The sequence below is a fragment of the Thalassobacterium maritimum genome, from assembly GCF_031127805.1.
GTDB classification, from domain to species: Bacteria; Verrucomicrobiota; Verrucomicrobiia; order Opitutales; family Coraliomargaritaceae; genus Thalassobacterium; species Thalassobacterium maritimum.
Window position 1 is genome coordinate 1 of record NZ_JARXHW010000019.1, and the last position, 16,326, is coordinate 16,326.

At 52.6% G+C, this 16,326-nt stretch carries 14 protein-coding genes; 9 read left to right on the forward strand and 5 right to left on the reverse strand.

What is annotated here, in order from left to right:
- Positions 1-161 precede the first annotated feature (161 nt).
- The 8 genes from purU to QEH52_RS09685 all read left to right on the forward strand — a co-directional run bounded on the left by purU (position 162) and on the right by QEH52_RS09685 (position 5,919).
- Complete coding sequence (gene purU, locus QEH52_RS09650; RefSeq protein WP_308950046.1) at positions 162-1,013, forward strand: formyltetrahydrofolate deformylase; 852 nt, start codon at positions 162-164, stop codon at positions 1,011-1,013.
- An 81-nt stretch (positions 1,014-1,094) separates the two neighbouring features.
- The gene (locus QEH52_RS09655) at positions 1,095-1,784 is read left to right on the forward strand and encodes a YfgM family protein (RefSeq protein ID WP_308950048.1); all 690 of its coding nucleotides are present in this window, start codon (positions 1,095-1,097) and stop codon (positions 1,782-1,784) included.
- A gap of 150 nt (positions 1,785-1,934) precedes the next feature.
- Positions 1,935-2,789 carry an MYG1 family protein gene (locus tag QEH52_RS09660; RefSeq protein ID WP_308950050.1) on the forward strand — a complete coding sequence of 285 codons (855 nt, stop codon included), beginning with the start codon at positions 1,935-1,937 and terminating at the stop codon, positions 2,787-2,789.
- Between the two features lie 22 nt (positions 2,790-2,811).
- Positions 2,812-4,017: a molybdopterin molybdotransferase MoeA gene (locus QEH52_RS09665; protein ID WP_308950052.1), complete on the forward strand. Its 1,206-nt coding sequence runs from the start codon at positions 2,812-2,814 to the stop codon at positions 4,015-4,017.
- Positions 4,018-4,029: 12 nt separating this feature from the next.
- Positions 4,030-4,506 carry a cyclic pyranopterin monophosphate synthase MoaC gene (gene moaC, locus QEH52_RS09670; RefSeq protein WP_308950054.1) on the forward strand — a complete coding sequence of 159 codons (477 nt, stop codon included), beginning with the start codon at positions 4,030-4,032 and terminating at the stop codon, positions 4,504-4,506.
- Positions 4,507-4,556: 50 nt separating this feature from the next.
- Positions 4,557-5,168 carry a molybdenum cofactor guanylyltransferase gene (mobA, locus tag QEH52_RS09675; protein ID WP_308950056.1) on the forward strand — a complete coding sequence of 204 codons (612 nt, stop codon included), beginning with the start codon at positions 4,557-4,559 and terminating at the stop codon, positions 5,166-5,168.
- 26 nt (positions 5,169-5,194) lie between these two features.
- Positions 5,195-5,434, forward strand: coding sequence for a MoaD/ThiS family protein (locus QEH52_RS09680; protein ID WP_308950057.1), 240 nt, complete (start codon positions 5,195-5,197; stop codon positions 5,432-5,434).
- Positions 5,435-5,463: 29 nt separating this feature from the next.
- A complete protein-coding gene (locus tag QEH52_RS09685) occupies positions 5,464-5,919 on the forward strand; it encodes a molybdenum cofactor biosynthesis protein MoaE (protein WP_308950059.1) in 456 nt (151 codons plus the stop codon).
- A gap of 50 nt (positions 5,920-5,969) precedes the next feature.
- Here the strand turns inward: QEH52_RS09685 and QEH52_RS09690 are convergent, their stop codons facing one another.
- The 4 genes from QEH52_RS09690 to QEH52_RS09705 all read right to left on the reverse strand — a co-directional run bounded on the left by QEH52_RS09690 (position 5,970) and on the right by QEH52_RS09705 (position 14,126).
- Entirely contained in the window at positions 5,970-9,299 is a 3,330-nt protein-coding gene (locus QEH52_RS09690; RefSeq protein ID WP_308950061.1) for a hybrid sensor histidine kinase/response regulator, read from the reverse strand.
- Positions 9,300-9,484: 185 nt separating this feature from the next.
- Positions 9,485-11,944, reverse strand: coding sequence for a phenylalanine--tRNA ligase subunit beta (gene pheT, locus QEH52_RS09695; protein ID WP_308950063.1), 2,460 nt, complete (start codon positions 11,942-11,944; stop codon positions 9,485-9,487).
- A gap of 65 nt (positions 11,945-12,009) precedes the next feature.
- Entirely contained in the window at positions 12,010-13,050 is a 1,041-nt protein-coding gene (gene pheS, locus QEH52_RS09700) for a phenylalanine--tRNA ligase subunit alpha (protein WP_308950065.1), read from the reverse strand.
- A gap of 191 nt (positions 13,051-13,241) precedes the next feature.
- Positions 13,242-14,126: a response regulator gene (locus QEH52_RS09705; RefSeq protein ID WP_308950067.1), complete on the reverse strand. Its 885-nt coding sequence runs from the start codon at positions 14,124-14,126 to the stop codon at positions 13,242-13,244.
- A gap of 48 nt (positions 14,127-14,174) precedes the next feature.
- On the opposite strand from QEH52_RS09705, the gene QEH52_RS09710 reads away from it, so the two are divergent.
- Complete coding sequence (locus tag QEH52_RS09710) at positions 14,175-14,897, forward strand: pseudouridine synthase (RefSeq protein ID WP_308950069.1); 723 nt, start codon at positions 14,175-14,177, stop codon at positions 14,895-14,897.
- Here the strand turns inward: QEH52_RS09710 and QEH52_RS09715 are convergent.
- Positions 14,894-16,135, reverse strand: coding sequence for a glycosyltransferase (locus QEH52_RS09715; RefSeq protein ID WP_308950070.1), 1,242 nt, complete (start codon positions 16,133-16,135; stop codon positions 14,894-14,896). The two genes, QEH52_RS09710 and QEH52_RS09715, sit on opposite strands and share 4 nt — an antisense overlap.
- Positions 16,136-16,326 lie beyond the last annotated feature (191 nt).

Genomic DNA, 16,326 nt, shown 5'->3' on the forward strand with positions numbered 1-16,326 from the left:
CGAGCTTAAAACAGCTCAGCTTGCCAAAGTACAGATTCATCTGCAATTAACTGAATTCAACTCACAACATATTCCTCGCACTTTTAATCACACCCTTGCTCTAACAACAAGCTTTTATACCCTTGATTCCGTGAAGTAAATGAGTGTGATGCACAGTTTTCATGAAATCGCCCACTATTATTGCACTTCTTTACGGCCCCGATCAACCGGGCTTGGTGTCACGCGTGTCGAGTTGGATCTTTCTACGCGGCAGTAATATCGTGCACGCAGATCAGCACGAAGATCCCGAAGCTGGCATTTTCTTTCAGCGCGTCGAATGGATCCCATCCGGAAAAATCGACGAAGAGGCAGCCTCATTCGAGAAATTCGCCTCCGAGGAGCTGGGAATGACTGCAAAAGTCGCACAATCGACTGACCGACCGAAGGTAGCGCTCTTCGTATCCAAAATCGATCACTGCTTTCACGACACCATTTTACGCTTCCGCTCTGGCGAAATGACTGGCGAACTGGCCTGTATTATATCCAATCACCAGGACTTGGCCGAAGATGCCGCTCGCTACGGCATCCCCTTTCATCATGTGCCCGTGACCAAAGCCACTAAGGCCGAAGCCGAGAGCGAGCAACTGCGCATCGTGCATGAACAAGGCGCCGAATTAATCGTCATGGCGCGCTACATGCAGGTGCTCTCTGAGAGCTTTTTAGAAAAAGCGGGCTGCCCGGTGATCAATATCCACCACTCTTTCCTACCCGCCTTCGCGGGCGGCAAGCCCTATCACCAAGCGCACATGCGTGGGGTCAAGCTGATCGGTGCCACTGCGCACTATGCAACTGCCGACCTAGACGAGGGCCCAATCATTCACCAAGACGTCACTCGCATCAACCATCGCAACGCCATTCCTGATCTCATACGCAAAGGGCGTGATCTGGAAAAATCCGTCTTCGCTCAAGCCATTCGCCTACACCTCGACAATCGGATTCTTGTTTACAATAACAAGACTGTGGTTTTCGACTAGAGCAACTGCATCCAGTCTGATTGTAATCCAACCTCTTCATTTCCAATTTCCAATTTCCTAATTCTTAATTCCTAATTCACAATGAATCGCCCAAGTAAAAACAAACGCCACAATCCAACTCTACCTGAAAACGTCGATGTCGTCGATGAACGCAACTTGGTCGACGTCGAGGACTCTGAGGAAATCTCGATTGAAGATCGTATCAGCATCTACTGGATGGAGAACAAAAGCTTCATCTCCGGCTGTATCTTTGCTCTGGCGCTGCTGATCATCGCCTTCAATGGCATGCGCATGTATAAAAACCATGCCGTCGCCAAGCTGCAAGCCGCCTACTCCGAGGCCATCAATAGCGAAACTTTGGCTGACTTCGCACAAGCCAACCCCAACAAAGACCTAGGCGGCCTGGCAGCACTCACCGTAGCCGACCAAGCCTACAATGCTGAAGAATTTGAAAAAGCGCTCAACTTCTACAGCATCGCCGCGGGTGCCTTGAGCGACAACATTCTCGCCGGGCGTGCACGACTGGGACAGGCCTTCGCCAATTACTACAACGGCAACACCAGCGACGCCCTAGCACAACTCACTGACGTGGCCAACGACAGCAGCCTGGCTGAAGTCGCCCGCGCCGAAGCCGCGTACCACCTGGCGATCGAAGCCGATGCAGCTGGCCGCAGCGAAGACTACGACCGCTACGTGGCACAAATCCAAGCCAGCACGCTCGCCACACAGTGGCAACAGCGCCTCAGCATTTACGAGCAACAAGCCCGCTAAGCGCCATCGCGCCCGCCATCGCGAACAAGCAATTTCATCAAGCACAGGCCATGTGGCCTGTGCTTTTTTTGTGCTTTCAGCATAGCTTGCGTTCGAATTCTCACAGACAAAACACTTGCCAGCCGCAGCACTCCACTTCCCACTCTTGCTATGATTAAAACAATTGTCACGCACCCGGGCGGTGCCCACAAAGACGACTTTCTGGCCTGCGCCGTATTACTGACTCAGGCGCCCGTCGCCATAGAGCGCCGCGATCCGACCGAAGCCGACCTCAAGGACCCAGAAGTCGCAGTGCTCGATATCGGCCATCAACACGATGCCGCGCTTTGCAATTTTGACCATCACCAACTCCCACGCGATCACGTGCCGACCTGTGCACTCTCACTGGTATTACAACACCTCGGCATCTACCAAGACGCGCGCGAATTTTGCAGCTGGCTGGAAGTGGCGGAATGGTTTGATTGCCGTGGCCCCGTCGATACGGCCGAGTGGCTGGGTATGGACCGTGAAACGCTTGGTAAGCTCAACTCCCCCCTCGACATTACAATCCTACGCCGCTTTGCCAGCCAAACGGAGCACAAGCCCGGCGAGCCGATTTGGGAAATCATGCGCATGATCGGGCAAGACACGGTCGACTACATTACCAACTTACGCACACGCCTCGACTTTGTCGCAGCACATGCCGAAGTCTGGGAGTTTGAAAACTTTAAGGCACTCTTTATGCCTCGCACCGACCCCATGCCAGACGAAGCCTCTTCAGGGCTCGGCTATCATGTAGAAAAGCTAGGCTTGGAAGAAGAGGTGCTGGCACTCGTCTATCCCGACAGCCGTGGCACCGGCTACGGCATGCGTCGTTTCAACGACGACGCGCGTATGGAATTTACCCGCTTGGACAATGAAGACGATGTGCATTTCACCCACGCGCGCGGCTTCATCGCCAAAACATCCAGCGCCGAAATCGACCGCTTGCAAGAACTAGTCGCCATGGCTTACCAGCCATCCTGAGGCACACGGCCAGCGCCCCGTAATGAGAGAACTGATCACACCCGCACTCGCCCAACAACGAATCTTAGCAGCTCTGCAGACACAGCCGAGCGAAACTTGCGCACTCGAACAGTGCGCGGGGCGCATATTACGCGCGCCCGTGGTGGCCGACCGCCCCTTCCCGCCCTTTGATCGCTCAATGATGGATGGCTATGCGATCCGCGCCGCCGAGATTGATCGCGACGGTCGTTTTACCATCGTGACACAAGCGCCCGCGGGTGCGCCAGCGCAACAGCTCGGCCATCAGCCACAAGCTTGTGCAGAGATCATGACGGGCGCCGTGTTACCAGCCGATGCCGACTGCGTAGTGCCCTATGAACAAACTCGACGTATCGACAGCACTCAGATGCAAGTGCTCGAACCAAATCAGCACGCTGCCGGAGACTGTATCCATAGGCTCGCCAGCGATCGTCCCGCCGGCGAAGCGCTACTGACTGCTGGCCGCCGGATCGGATCGCGCGAAATCGCGATCGCCGCGAGTTGCGGCTGCGACCATCTAGTGGTTTCAAAAAAGCCCTCCATCGCCATCGTCAGCACTGGCGATGAATTAGTCGATATCGTGGCGACGCCAGCTGCGCACCAAATTCGCCGCTCCAATGACATCATGATTGAAGCTGCGCTCCAGCACTTCGATTTACCCGCAGCTCAGTTTGCTCACTTGCCCGACAATGCTGCAGCCTCAAAAGCGCAACTCAAAGCGCTCATTGCCGACCATGACCTCGTAATCTTAAGCGGAGGTATCTCTATGGGCAAAAAGGACTTTATTCCAGATGCCCTCGATGCTCTCGGCTTAGACTGTCAATTTCACGGAGTGGCTCAAAAGCCCGGCAAACCACTCGGCTTTTGGAGTCAGCCCGAATGCGCGGTGTTCACCCTCCCGGGCAATCCGCTCTCCACGCTCACCTGCCTGCACCAATACGTAATTCCTGCACTCTTTCACAGCTTGGGCCAAGCGGCGCCCACTACGCCACATACGGTCAGCCTCGATGCTGGCGTCAGAGCTCGCGACGATTTGACGATCTTCCTGCCCGTCAGTCTGCATGCCAACAACATCGCCCGCCCCCAGCCGGCCAATAACTCCGGAGACTTGGTGCGCATCCTACAAAGCGACGGCTACATCGAGCTCCCGCCATGCAAAGAAAAAAGCTACCCCGCGGGCAAAAGCTTCGACTTTCACCCTTGGCATTAAATGATCGCAGACATGGAATTTACCCATATCGACCAAAATCAACGCCCGACCATGGTGGACGTATCCGCCAAAACAGCCACCGAACGCACTGCTATCGCCGAGTGCTACGTGCATCTGGGCACTGAAATTATGAGCGCCTTCGCTGAAGCCGGCTGGAGCAGTAAGAAGGGCCCGATCTTGGACACAGCCATCATTGCAGGCACCATGGCTGCCAAAAAGACCTCCGAGTTGATCCCCTTTTGCCACCCACTGAACCTCAAATCAGTCAAGATCGAGATCACTCCGGTAGACGACGCACGCCTACGCATCGAAGCACAGGTCAAAGTGCTGGATCAAACTGGCGTCGAAATGGAAGCCCTGACCGCTGCCAGCGGAGCGGCACTCACGCTCTACGACATGTGTAAAGCTGCGTCCAAAGACATCGTCATCGAAACCACTCGATTGGTGCAAAAGACGGGTGGAAAATCAGACTACCAGCTAAAGTCCTAGCGCGCAGCCATGCGCCGCCTCCAAGTAAAGACTCTCTAATCATTTCAGCCATGCCACTTCCCATTTACGGACTCGTACTCGTCGGCGGCCAAAGCCAACGCATGGGCCGCGATAAAGCCCTGCTTCGCTACGGCGATGGAGGCACCCAACTCGAACGCACGGCCGCGCTCTTACAAAGGACCTGCGAGCAGGTCTATATCTCGCAGCGCACGGGGCAAGCCTTCCCCTGCCCCACAGGTAGCAGCGCGATTTACGATTGCGTAGACGGAGTCAAAGGCCCGCTGGCTGGCATTCTCTCCGCTATGCGCACGCATCCCAATGCGCACTGGCTGGTGTTGGCCTGTGACCTGCCCTACTTACAAACTGCCGCATTAACAAAGCTAATCGACGCCTTTCGTCAGGAAACCCCACAGCTCACAGCCTACCGCAGCAGTTACGATGGCCTACCCGAGCCGCTCTGTGCAATCTATCCCTCCGGTAGCGATGCCGGACTGCTTGCACTCGCGCAAGAACTTGGCAAAAGCTGCCCGCGCAAATTACTCATTGTTCAAAAAGCTGCCCTAATTGAACAAGACGATCCCCGCAGCCTGGATAATATTAATACCGCCGAAGAATACGAACACAGCAAAACAGAGCTCAGCTCAGTCCAACGCAGCCACTAAAGCACCTCTAAGCCAGCAGTCCTATCATGCAAATTCAAATCCTCTATTTCGCACAACTCGCCGACCTGGCGGGTAAGACCGAAGAATCTCGTCACATCGAGCACAGCTCCCCCGCCACACTCTACGCCGACTTACAACAGAGCTACCAATTTCCACACGCATTCAAACAGCTACAAGTCGCGATCAACCATCAGTTATCCGCCCACGAAACGGAGCTCAAGGACGGTGATTCGATCGCCTTCCTCCCCCCTATGACGGGTGGCTGATCGACTGCAACACGCACGGACCTCATACTATGAAATTTCGCCTGACCGACCAAGCTATAGAGCCCAGTGCCTTACGACGTGAAATGCTGTCACTCAGTGCCGGCGCTTATTGCAGCTACGAGGGCTGGGTGCGCGACCACAACGAAGGCAAAGCCGTTCAAGAGCTCCACTACAGCGGCTATCCGCAACTCGCCCCCAGTATCGCAGAGCGCATACTGCAGGAGGCACAAGAAAAATTCCAAGTTGAAGATGCAGCTGTGGTGCACCGCACCGGCGCACTCATGACCGGCGACATCGCGGTGTGGGTGGGCGTGACAGCGCACCACCGAGGCGACAGCTTTTTGGCCTGTCGCTACATCATCGATAACATCAAGCACCGCCTCCCGATTTGGAAAAAAGAAATTTACAGCGACGGCAGCCACGCCTGGATCGAGAGCAACCACTGCGGCTGCTCGGACCCCAAAAATTTAGAGCACTCGCACTAAGCACTGGTACGGATTTTAACTTACAGCGCATCGGTGCACATAAAGCGCGCTTAGAGATGTGCAAACTCATCGAGCAGGAGCTCTAATTGTTGCGGCGAAATTGGTTTGGTTAAAACATCCACCATGCCTGCGGCAAAACACTTCTCACGCATACCGGTCGAATTATCGGCAGTCAGCGCGTAGATGGGCGTCTTTTGATTCACGCCCTCTTTACGGATACGATCCATGCTTTCAAAGCCACTCAGCCCCGGCATATGCAAGTCCATCAAGATAACGTCGAACTGCTTTTGCTGGCAGATATCGATGGCTGTCACTCCTCCATCGGCGAGCGTATAGTCCAGCTGCATCTTCTGCATCAAAGACTCGAAATAGAGTCGATTAAACGAATCGTCCTCGACCAGCAAGACACGTAGCGCGCGCAGAGAGTCCGTGTTAATATCTGCCGCCACAGCTAATTCTGAGTCACGTGAGCTCGCCAGTTCTTTGACATCCATTGGCAGCGTCAGCGTGAAAGTGCTGCCTTGACCCGGCTCACTGACCACATCGATGTGACCATTCGAAAAAGCAACTAAGCGGCTACAGATCGCTAAGCCCAAGCCTAGGCCTCCATGCGAGCGCGAGCATGAGCTATCGACTTGCGTGAATGCATTAAAAATTTGCTCTTTGAACTCAGGAGAAATCCCGATCCCACTATCTTCGACGATAAAACAAAACTCAACTCGGTCGGACTGGACTTCTTGCTGACTTCCGACTGTTAAACGAACATAACCGGAATCGGTATACTTACATGCATTTTGCAATAGATTACTTAAAATCCGTAATAAGATCTCGGAGTCATGGATCACTACAAGTGTATCTTCGATCGCCACTAAGCCGGCCCCGCCATTACGAAACTCGTAGGCGATCCCATCGCTCATAGGGCGAATGCCTTCAAAGGCCAGGCGACACATTTCTAATAATTTGAAGCTAGCATTCTTAGCATTCAGCTTACCTTGATCCAAGCGCGTGTAATCGAGAATCGCTTCGATCAATTTCAACTGTCGCTCTCCGGAGCGATAAATAATATCTAATAACTCTAAATCTTCTGCTGTGGCATCTTTACGCAGTAAGTCAGTAAAACCTAAGATCGGGTTGAGTGGCGTGCGCAGCTCATGGCTCATTACCGCTAGAAATTCATCCTTAGCACGGTTGGCAACTTCCGCCTCTAATTTAGCCTGCGCCATGTGCTCAAAAGCTTCTGCCTTTTGCGCCTCCAATTCCATCGTGTGTAGTGCAAAGGCCAAATCATTACACATCTCCTTAAACAAAGCGAGCTCTTCGTCGGTCGCCTGGACTCCCGCGGCAGTACGGACTGAAAGAACACCGTAAGTAATATGTTCGTATTTCAGCAGTCCAGAGCAACGGTGGATCCCCTGCTGGTGATCACAACACCCCAGCTCAGAAGAAGCATTCTCACAAGTATCCAAATAGTGCATACAATGATCCTTTGCAGTGAGTAAATCATAACAAGTGAGCGGCTCCCCGATTCTATAGTTATCCGACAATGGACAGCGATCCCGGAGGTCTGAGGATTCTATAAAGTCAGCAACATTTCCTCGTTTATCAACGAGTGCACAACTGACATAACTGTATCCACGATCTCGAACCAGTATGCGAGTCACTCCACGCAAGAGCGTTTTAGCATCTGGCTGCTGGCGAGTAATCAATTGATTCACCTCACGCACAGAGCGCAACACGGTTGTTAAATGTTGTAGTCTTGCACTATTTAATTGGCGTTCAGTAATGTCCAATGAGTATGAAAAATATAATTCACGCCCATACTCATCATAACTGACTCCCCCATTCATCAATACCGTAAATTGACTGCCATCTTTACGCTTCGCTTCGAAGACCAATTCAAAACGCCCGTTTTCATTAGACATTTCGATTATACGATTCGCCTGATCAGGCTCCATACAATGGCTCGCGATTGGGGTGTGCAAAATTTCTTCGAGCGTCTCGTAGCCCCACATCTCCCGGTAGGCTTTATTTACATAAACAAAAATCCCATTCTTGTCCACGATACTAAAACCACTGTATGCGTTCTCGGTGGCTTCAGATATCATTTGAAACCGAGCTTCACGCTTACGCTCATCCGTAACATCGCGCATCACGCCCGACAATACGGAAGGCGCGCCTGAGGCATCCCACCGCATCTTACCGGTCACTGAGATTTGCCGTATATCGCCACAAGGCTGCACGATACGAAGTTCAAAATGATGCGGACTGGCGTGCTGCAAAGATTTCTGGATATGCTCCTCCCAGATCTGTTGATCATCTTCATAGAAGATTTCGTCAATGGTACCAAGGGAAGGGTAAAATGTCTTCGGATCGCGTCCCATAATCTGGAAGGTCTCTTTCGACCACTCAAAACTCCCGGTTTTAAGATCCAGGCTCCAGGCCCCCACTGCCGCCAGGTCGCGAGACATACGAAACAATGTCTTAGTGTGCTCCAGTGCCATTTCTGCTTCTTTGGCTTCTGTCATATCCGTCCACTGGCACACGACATGACTGAGGGCTCCAGTATCATTGGTAATCGGATAAAGAATCGCATTCACATAACGCCTGCGCCCTTCTTGATAATCCTCAGAAAAGACATCGGGCTGCCACAATAGCTCGAGCGCAACGACTTGATTCTCATAAAATACTTGGTGTACTTTATTCATTAAGCCTGCCTGCTCTAAATTAGGATCAATCAGAGGATTGTAATGCCCCACAATCAAATCTTCCGGCAAGTTTAGCTTCTGACATAAGGCTTGGTTGGCGCGAATAACATAACCATCTGGCTGGGTGATAAAGGTGGGCAGCGGGCTATTATGTAAAATAGAAGACAGAAACTGCTCATTGCGCCGTATCTTTGCTTCATTCTCATAATGCACAGAAACATCGTGAAAAACCAGCACCACGCCAATAAATCTCCCTAAATCATCTTTAATAGGCGCGCCACTATCAGCGATCGGATACTCTTTACCGTCCTTGGAAATTAATGTGGTATGATTCGCTAATCCTACGACGACGCCCTCGCGTAGCACACGTTCGACGGGACTCGCTGCGGTCGAACGGCTGAGCGTATCAATAATCTGAAAAACTTCCGTGGAATTCCGGCCCTGCGCTTCCTGCTCGCTCCAACCCGTCAACTCTTCGGCCACGCGATTCATTTTGAGAATACGACCACTCGCATCTGTCGTCATCACGGCATCCCCGATTGAATTGAAAGTGGTGCGATGATAGCTCTCACTCGCTCGCAGTGCTCTTAATTCCTGACTAAGTTGACGCAGCTGGCGCTTCGCTTCGTCCAAATCTGAGATCGACTCTATGGTTTGATCAGTGAGTTCGGGCATGGGGGAGTAAAGCTACAGCGATTAAATAGAAAGAGGAGCGGGCTCGCCATTGTATGCTATTTCCTTCAATGCTTCAAACGATATTAAGCATTTTATGCGCAGACTCTTACGTATACAAAACAACCCCGCCGAACTGGCGGGGTTGTGTATGAATTAATGCTCAATCGAGAAAAGAACTACAGCCGCTATTTGCGGATTTGGTAATCGGTCTTGTCGTTGATCAACTTCTGAATGCCATCGAAAGCCGCATTCACCTCTTTGTCCTTCAAAGTGCGATCTGCAGCACGGAAACTCATGCTTACAGCAAGGCTCTTTTTCCCCTCCGGCAGTCCACTGCCTTGGTAGACATCGAAGATGCGTACACTCTCGCAATCGAAGCCCTGTGTGGCCTTCTTCGCAAACTTAGCGACTTGCTTTTCGACCTCCCCTGCCAAAACGGACTCATCGACGATGAGTGCAAGGTCCTTGGCTGAAGCGGGCTGGTTGCTAACGCCACTGTGACGACCGCGCTTAGCTTTACGTTCAAAGAACTTAGGTGTCATCAAAATGGAGCCCGCAATAACGGGTGTCGTGAGGTCCCAGCGCTCTTTAAGGGTCGCCATGTTGAGCAAACCGCAAGTGGCCATGAAGCCCATCTTAGCAAAATCCCCCGCTTCGGCAGAATGCCCGGACTGCCATAGCTGACAGCCTTCCAGCGGTTGAAAGTTCAACTTACTCGCCGCAGTTCCAGCGATCTCCAATACCTCACCAGCCAAGGTGCGTGCGGTGTAGAAGTCAGCGACTTCACGCTGACGCCATTCGCGGCTGATTTGATCAGCGACAATCACAAAGCTGACAGATACCAGTTCCACCATCTGCCCTTTCACCTCGCGATAAACGTGCCCACGCTCGAAAAAACGAGTGGCCCCCGTCCCCCGTGCCGCATTCAGCTTCAACACGTCCAAGAGGCCCGGAATCAATGAGGGGCGCAGGTGGCTCTGATCACTTTGCAATGGATTGTCCAGTGCGAGCACCTTGAAGCTGTCTTCACCGAAAAAGAACTTGGTCTCTTCAGGATCGCGCAGCGAATAAAGGAAGGCTTCATTGAAATTCTGTCCAGTCAAGTAATCGGCCACCGCTTCGTTGACGGTGTAAATGCGGTGATCCTGTGTGCTGATACCACGTGCGACGACTTCGGACTCCGGAATCTTATCGGTGCCATAGACACGGATGAACTCTTCGACCAAATCGACCTCACGTTGCAAATCTTGACGGTAAGAAGGAATCGAGACTTCCCAGCGAACCGAACCATCCTCGGCGTCGTGCACCGAGACTCCAAGCCCCAGAGATTCCAACACAGACTGGATTTCTGCATCACTCACTTCAAAGCCAATGAACTTGCGCACACGGTCTGGCAGCAAAGCAACCTCGGTAATCGTAGGTGGCTCGGCACCGACTTCGATCATGTTGCCATCAACACTCCCGCCAGCGACTTCAAGAATGAGATCCACCGCGCGCAAAGAGGCGTAGGTCACGCCCTTAGGATCCACACCACGTTCGAAACGATAAGAGCTGTCCGAAGAGAGGTTCAGCTTGCGTGCGGTCGCACGTACTGAAGTCGGCGCAAAGTAAGCCGCTTCCAGCACGATATCCGTCGTCGCATCGTCCACTTCCGCATCCAGCGAGCCCATGACGCCGGCCACCACCAATGGACGTTCGCCATCGGCGATCACAGCCATATCCGCAGTCAAGCTGCGCTCCACTTCATCGAGTGTGGTGATTTTCTCCCCTTCGCTCGCCATGCGCACGATCAGCTGGCCGCCTTTAATCTTAGCCGCGTCAAATGCGTGCAAGGGTTGGCAAGTTTCGTGCAATACGTAGTTAGTGACGTCGACTACATTATTAATCGAACGTTGTCCGGTAGCTTCGATCGCCTCTTTTAGCCATTTAGGGCTGGGGCCGACTTTCACGCCTTTAATAGAGATCGCGGTGTAGTGTGGGCAAATTTCAGCTGCGCTGACTTCGACGCCTGTGAGCAATGGCTCTCCGCTACGGTCGTTGATAGTGCTGGCTTTGACCTCAGGATATTTGACTGCGAGGTCGAACTTGGCTGCGAGCTCGCGCGCAACACCGATATGGCTGAGCACATCGACACGATTGGGCGTGATCTCAAGATCGAAGACAGTGTCCCCATCGCTGTAGAGCTCATTCAACGCTGTGCCGAGCTTGGTCTCGGATGGCAGAATCATGATACCATCGTGATCTTGGCCGATCTGCAGTTCCTTGGCGGAGCACATCATACCCGCGGAAGGTTGCCCGCGCAGCTTGGAGGCTTTGATTTTAAAATCGCCCGGCAGCACGGCGCCCGGCAGCGCCACCATGACCTTGTCGCCTTGTTGGAAGTTTTTCGCGCCGCAAACGATGTCGTGCACTTCGCCTTCCTGCCCGGTTGAGACCTTACAGCAGCGTAAACGGTCCGCATCGGGGTGCTGAATGTATTCGAGCACTTGGCCGACCACGACATTATTGAGCTGGGGGGGACCCAGTTTTTCGTATTCCTCGATGTCGAAGCCAAGCAAGGGCAAGACCTCGGCCAGCACTTCAGGTGAGTGCTCGACAGGATCCAGATCGATATAGTTTTTTAACCAGTTGTAGGAAATTTTCATTTCAAGAAAGATGTTTTGGCAGAATGACTCCGCCGTGAATGCTTCTAAATTGTTGGATTTAGATCTTAGGCGAACTGCTTCAGAAAGCGGACGTCATTTTGATAATAGTAGCGGATGTCGTCGACGTTTTGCAAAATCATCGCGATACGCTCGATGCCCATGCCAAATGCATAGCCCGTATAGACTTCGGGGTCGATACCGACAGCTTTAAAAACCTCGGGGTCGACCATGCCACAGCCCATGATTTCGATCCACTTGTTACTCAACTTGCCCAGATCGGGCGAGAAGAAGTCCATCTCGAAACTAGGTTCGGTGAAGGGAAAGAAGCTTGGGCGCAGGCGAGTCTTCGCCTTAGGGCCGAAAATCGTCTTTACGAAGTGATCTAAAGTAGCCTTCAGGTCGAGTAGCGTCACATCTTTATCCACGTAAAGCCCCTCAATTTGGTGAAAGTTTGCACTGTGGGTCGCATCCGGCGTATCACGGCGGAAGCAGCGCCCCGGTGCCACAATGCGGATCGGAGGCTTCGATTCTAACATGGTGCGAATTTGGACTGTCGATGTGTGAGTGCGGAGCAGGTACTTCTCATCGCCCAGTTTGCTGACATTGTTCACCCGCAAGTCATCTGGCAAATAATACGAATCCTGCATATCTCGGGCCGGGTGATCGCTGGGGATATTAAGCGCATCGAAGCAGTAGTGCTCCGTTTCCACTTCGGTGGCCTCCGCGACGGAAAAGCCGATGCGACGAAAGAGCGCGACCATCTCTTCCCGCACCTGTGCGATCGGATGTAGCGTGCCACGGGTGCTATCCGGCGCAGGCAAGCTAGGGTCAATCGCGGGGCCCAATTTAGCCGCTAATTCCGCAGCTTCAATGCGCTCAACCACCCGATCAAAGGCAGCCTGCACAGCGGTCTTGGCCTCATTGATAAGCTTGCCCATCGCAGGCTTATCCTCTTTGGGGACTTTGCCCATGCCCTTCATGACATCGGTCAGGGCCCCCTTAGGGCCGGAAATAGTGGCCTTATACGCCTCAAATTCTGCGCGCGTTTGTAGCTTAGGTGCAGATTCCTGCACGCCCGCGACGATAGCTGTTAACTTTTCTTGCATGATAGTCCTGTTTTACAGTGAAGCGATGAGGCTTTCACGCTGAGAAATTTTGTCGAGACGGATTTCGGGCAAATCGCAGTTAGTGCATAGAAATATGCTGAAAAAACAGATCAAAAACAAATATCACAGTCTGAAGGTTACGACTATATTATACTACGCATACGCCACATACAATCGCGGCAAGAAACCGCTCAGGGCATCTCAATGACTGACGCCCCCGCTTTGAAGTAAAACTCATCGTCGATTGTTCCTGCGTCTAACCCGTCTTCTAGCGGATGATCGGCCAACATAATCAGACGAGTTTTCTGTGCCAATTGATCCATCGCGTGCGCCAGCAGTTTTTGCACACTTAGGGGCAGACGATCAACGTGCCTTAAAATGAGCGTCCCCTTCTCAGCACGCTTAAATTGAATGCCTAATTCCCCTGACGCATCCACTAGATAACTATGTAATTCCTCTTCGTTGTGTTCGGAGCAATCGTAGACCACACAAGGGCCACCGGCACGAGGGCCATTTTTGTGCACGAATTCGGCGATTTCACACTTGCCCGACTCGGCCGAGCCTAAAAGCAAAAATGGGTGACGACTCGCAATTTGCTCAGTCAGAGACTCTCGCAAATCATGAATCTCGTCGCGATCTCCGCAGAGCCAGGCACAGGCATCCATGCGATTGCTCAACGCAATGCCTTGCACCTCCTCAGTCGCCCCATCTTGTGCATTGAGCGCTAAGCGCAAAGTCTCCTTCAGCGCGTGCGCTTGGATCGGCTTGACCACTAGATCGAACAAATGATTCTCTTCCACAAAACTGCGCAATTGCGCATCTGGATAACCACTCACCATAATACACTTTGCGCTCGGATGCATTTCCAGGATCTTAGAAATCACATAAATGCCATTGACCGGAGCCATGATATAATCGCAAAGCACCAGCTCGTGACGCTCGGGGTCATAGCAGTTAATCGCCTCAAATCCGTCAGAAACAACATCAGCCTCACAACCAAGGACACGACAAACTATTGAGATAATCTCAAGGTCGACGGAAGAATCATCGACAATTAATACTCTGTGATCTGACATAACAACTTTTTAAAGATTTCGTAAATTTATTATCTAACCTTACAGAACTTGGCAACACACGAAAAGACAGAATCGCAAGAAAATCGCTTAAAGGTCCTCTATCAGGACGCCGATTATATCGCGATCGACAAACCAGCAGGGCTGCTGGTGCATCGTAGCCCGCTAGATCGGCTGGCCACTGAATTTGCGGTGCAAATGCTGCGCGACCAGGTCGGGCAGCCCGTCAACCCCTGCCATCGCCTGGATCGCCCCACCAGCGGCGTTTTACTTTTTGCCTTGAACACCGAAGCCACCCGCGCCGCGCAATTAGCCTTCGCGGAGCATCACGCCATAAAGACTTATCACGCCGTGGTCCGCGGCTGGCTAGAAGGCTGTGGCGAGATCGACTATGATCTGCGCAGCGAAGAGAACCCCAACAAGGTGCAAACAGCCGTCACTCAATATCGCAGCTTAAAGCAGTCCAGCGTAGCGGTGCCCGTCGGTCGCTATTCCAGCGCACGCACCTCTTTAGTCGAGCTACAGCCCAAGACTGGGCGCACCCATCAATTGCGCCGACACATGGCGCACTTACGACACCCCATCCTAGGTGACACCCGCCACGGCGACGGCGCTCAAAACCAATTCTTACGCAGCCACTGTGGCCAACAAATGCTCTTACTGCGCGCCGTGCGACTACAAATCCCCCATCCGATGACAGGTGAGCAGCTTGATATTCACGCGAATAAAGACCCCGCATTTGAATACGCCCTACAACGACTCGAACTCGCTTAACGAACCAAACTCTCCAAGGCTCGAACAGCTGCGAGGGGCCCCTGTTCCTCCGCTAAAGTCGCCGCCACTGCTTGAGCGCGCCGCTGCATCTTTTTCGATTTTTCGACAGTGCGCACCGCCTTAGGCAAGTCCTCAGGCCAGCGCTTACGTTTCACCTCCAGCCCCACTCCCAGCCGTTTCACCTCCGAGGCAAAGAACCATTGGTCCCCGATGTGCGGTATAATGATATTTGGGATGCCCGCATGCAGCACACTGGCAGTGGTGCCCGCCCCCCCATGATGGATCACCATCGAGGCATATTGAAACAACTGATCATGCGAAACTCGCCCCATACGCAACATTTCCGGATTGGGGCGCTCAATCGTCAAGCCCGCCCAACCAGACTGTATGATGATCTTCTTACCAGCAGGCCAATTGCGCATAAAGCGTGTCATTACCTTGCGAGCCTCATCAAAAGTCACACTTCCAAAAGTAAGAATCGGCACCCGTTCTCCCTGGCAAAAAGCGTCTAAACTTGCACTGAGCTCAGGGTCTTCGGGCGACTGCCAACGCAAATAGCCAGTAAACTGAAAACGCTCGCTCCACAGATGCTTAGGTTGGCAAAGCTTGGGCGAGACCGTAACCAGCGCCAAATCTGCCGGCTCTAAGGCAAAACTCTCCGCCTGCCCCATTCCATGCCGCCCCATGGTTTCGCCCACAACACGATTGATTTGCCAGCAAAGCACACGATCTGTTAGCTTCCAAAGCATACGATTCCATCGCCGGCGCACGCATGCAGGTGCAGCCAGTAGCCGCGGTAAGCCCTCGGGCGGATAACTTTGCGAAGGCACCACATTGTGCGCAAAAGTAGTCACCGCACAAGGCACCTGTGCCTGACGCGCCAAAGTACACAGGTTGGCAAACACATAACTGGTTACAAACACGTCTGCCTCGGCGATCTCCCGCTGCAAGGTATCCAAGATTTCATCCAAAAAAGGTAAGGACTCGGAATAAATAATTCGGATCAAATCCAGCGGATTCTTAGCCTTGGTCAAGTCACGCATCGCTTCAGCGAACCCACTTTGATCCCAATCAGGCGGCAGATAGACAAATTCGATCCCAGCAGCTTCGATTTCCTGCCGAAAGAGCGAAACCGTCGCAAAGCGCACTGCATGCCCCGCCTCGACCAGCGCACGTCCTAGACGTATGACTGGATAAATGTCCCCGGTCGAACCATGTGAAGTTAGCAGCACTTTCATAAGTGCGGCCTATAAGCGTGACAACGCCTCCGAGATCAACCGCATTTAAGCTCCGTTACGTAAAAGTCACAAATTATGAATATTCTCCAGAGAGCCGCGCCTCAAATACGTATATATAAGAAAATTAATACGCAGCACACATCCCGAGAAAAGAGTCAATCATAGCATATTCAGCCCTCCCCAAAACTCCC

Coding starts and splice junctions, on each gene's coding strand:
- QEH52_RS09690 (WP_308950061.1), bottom strand. CDS start 9,299: ATGCCCGAACTCACTGATCAAACCATAGAGTCGATCTCAGATTTGGAC.
- moaC (WP_308950054.1), top strand. CDS start 4,030: ATGGAATTTACCCATATCGACCAAAATCAACGCCCGACCATGGTGGAC.
- QEH52_RS09665 (WP_308950052.1), top strand. CDS start 2,812: ATGAGAGAACTGATCACACCCGCACTCGCCCAACAACGAATCTTAGCA.
- pheT (WP_308950063.1), bottom strand. CDS start 11,944: ATGAAAATTTCCTACAACTGGTTAAAAAACTATATCGATCTGGATCCT.
- QEH52_RS09705 (WP_308950067.1), bottom strand. CDS start 14,126: ATGTCAGATCACAGAGTATTAATTGTCGATGATTCTTCCGTCGACCTT.
- QEH52_RS09680 (WP_308950057.1), top strand. CDS start 5,195: ATGCAAATTCAAATCCTCTATTTCGCACAACTCGCCGACCTGGCGGGT.
- QEH52_RS09685 (WP_308950059.1), top strand. CDS start 5,464: ATGAAATTTCGCCTGACCGACCAAGCTATAGAGCCCAGTGCCTTACGA.
- QEH52_RS09715 (WP_308950070.1), bottom strand. CDS start 16,135: ATGAAAGTGCTGCTAACTTCACATGGTTCGACCGGGGACATTTATCCA.
- mobA (WP_308950056.1), top strand. CDS start 4,557: ATGCCACTTCCCATTTACGGACTCGTACTCGTCGGCGGCCAAAGCCAA.
- pheS (WP_308950065.1), bottom strand. CDS start 13,050: ATGCAAGAAAAGTTAACAGCTATCGTCGCGGGCGTGCAGGAATCTGCA.
- purU (WP_308950046.1), top strand. CDS start 162: ATGAAATCGCCCACTATTATTGCACTTCTTTACGGCCCCGATCAACCG.
- QEH52_RS09660 (WP_308950050.1), top strand. CDS start 1,935: ATGATTAAAACAATTGTCACGCACCCGGGCGGTGCCCACAAAGACGAC.
- QEH52_RS09655 (WP_308950048.1), top strand. CDS start 1,095: ATGAATCGCCCAAGTAAAAACAAACGCCACAATCCAACTCTACCTGAA.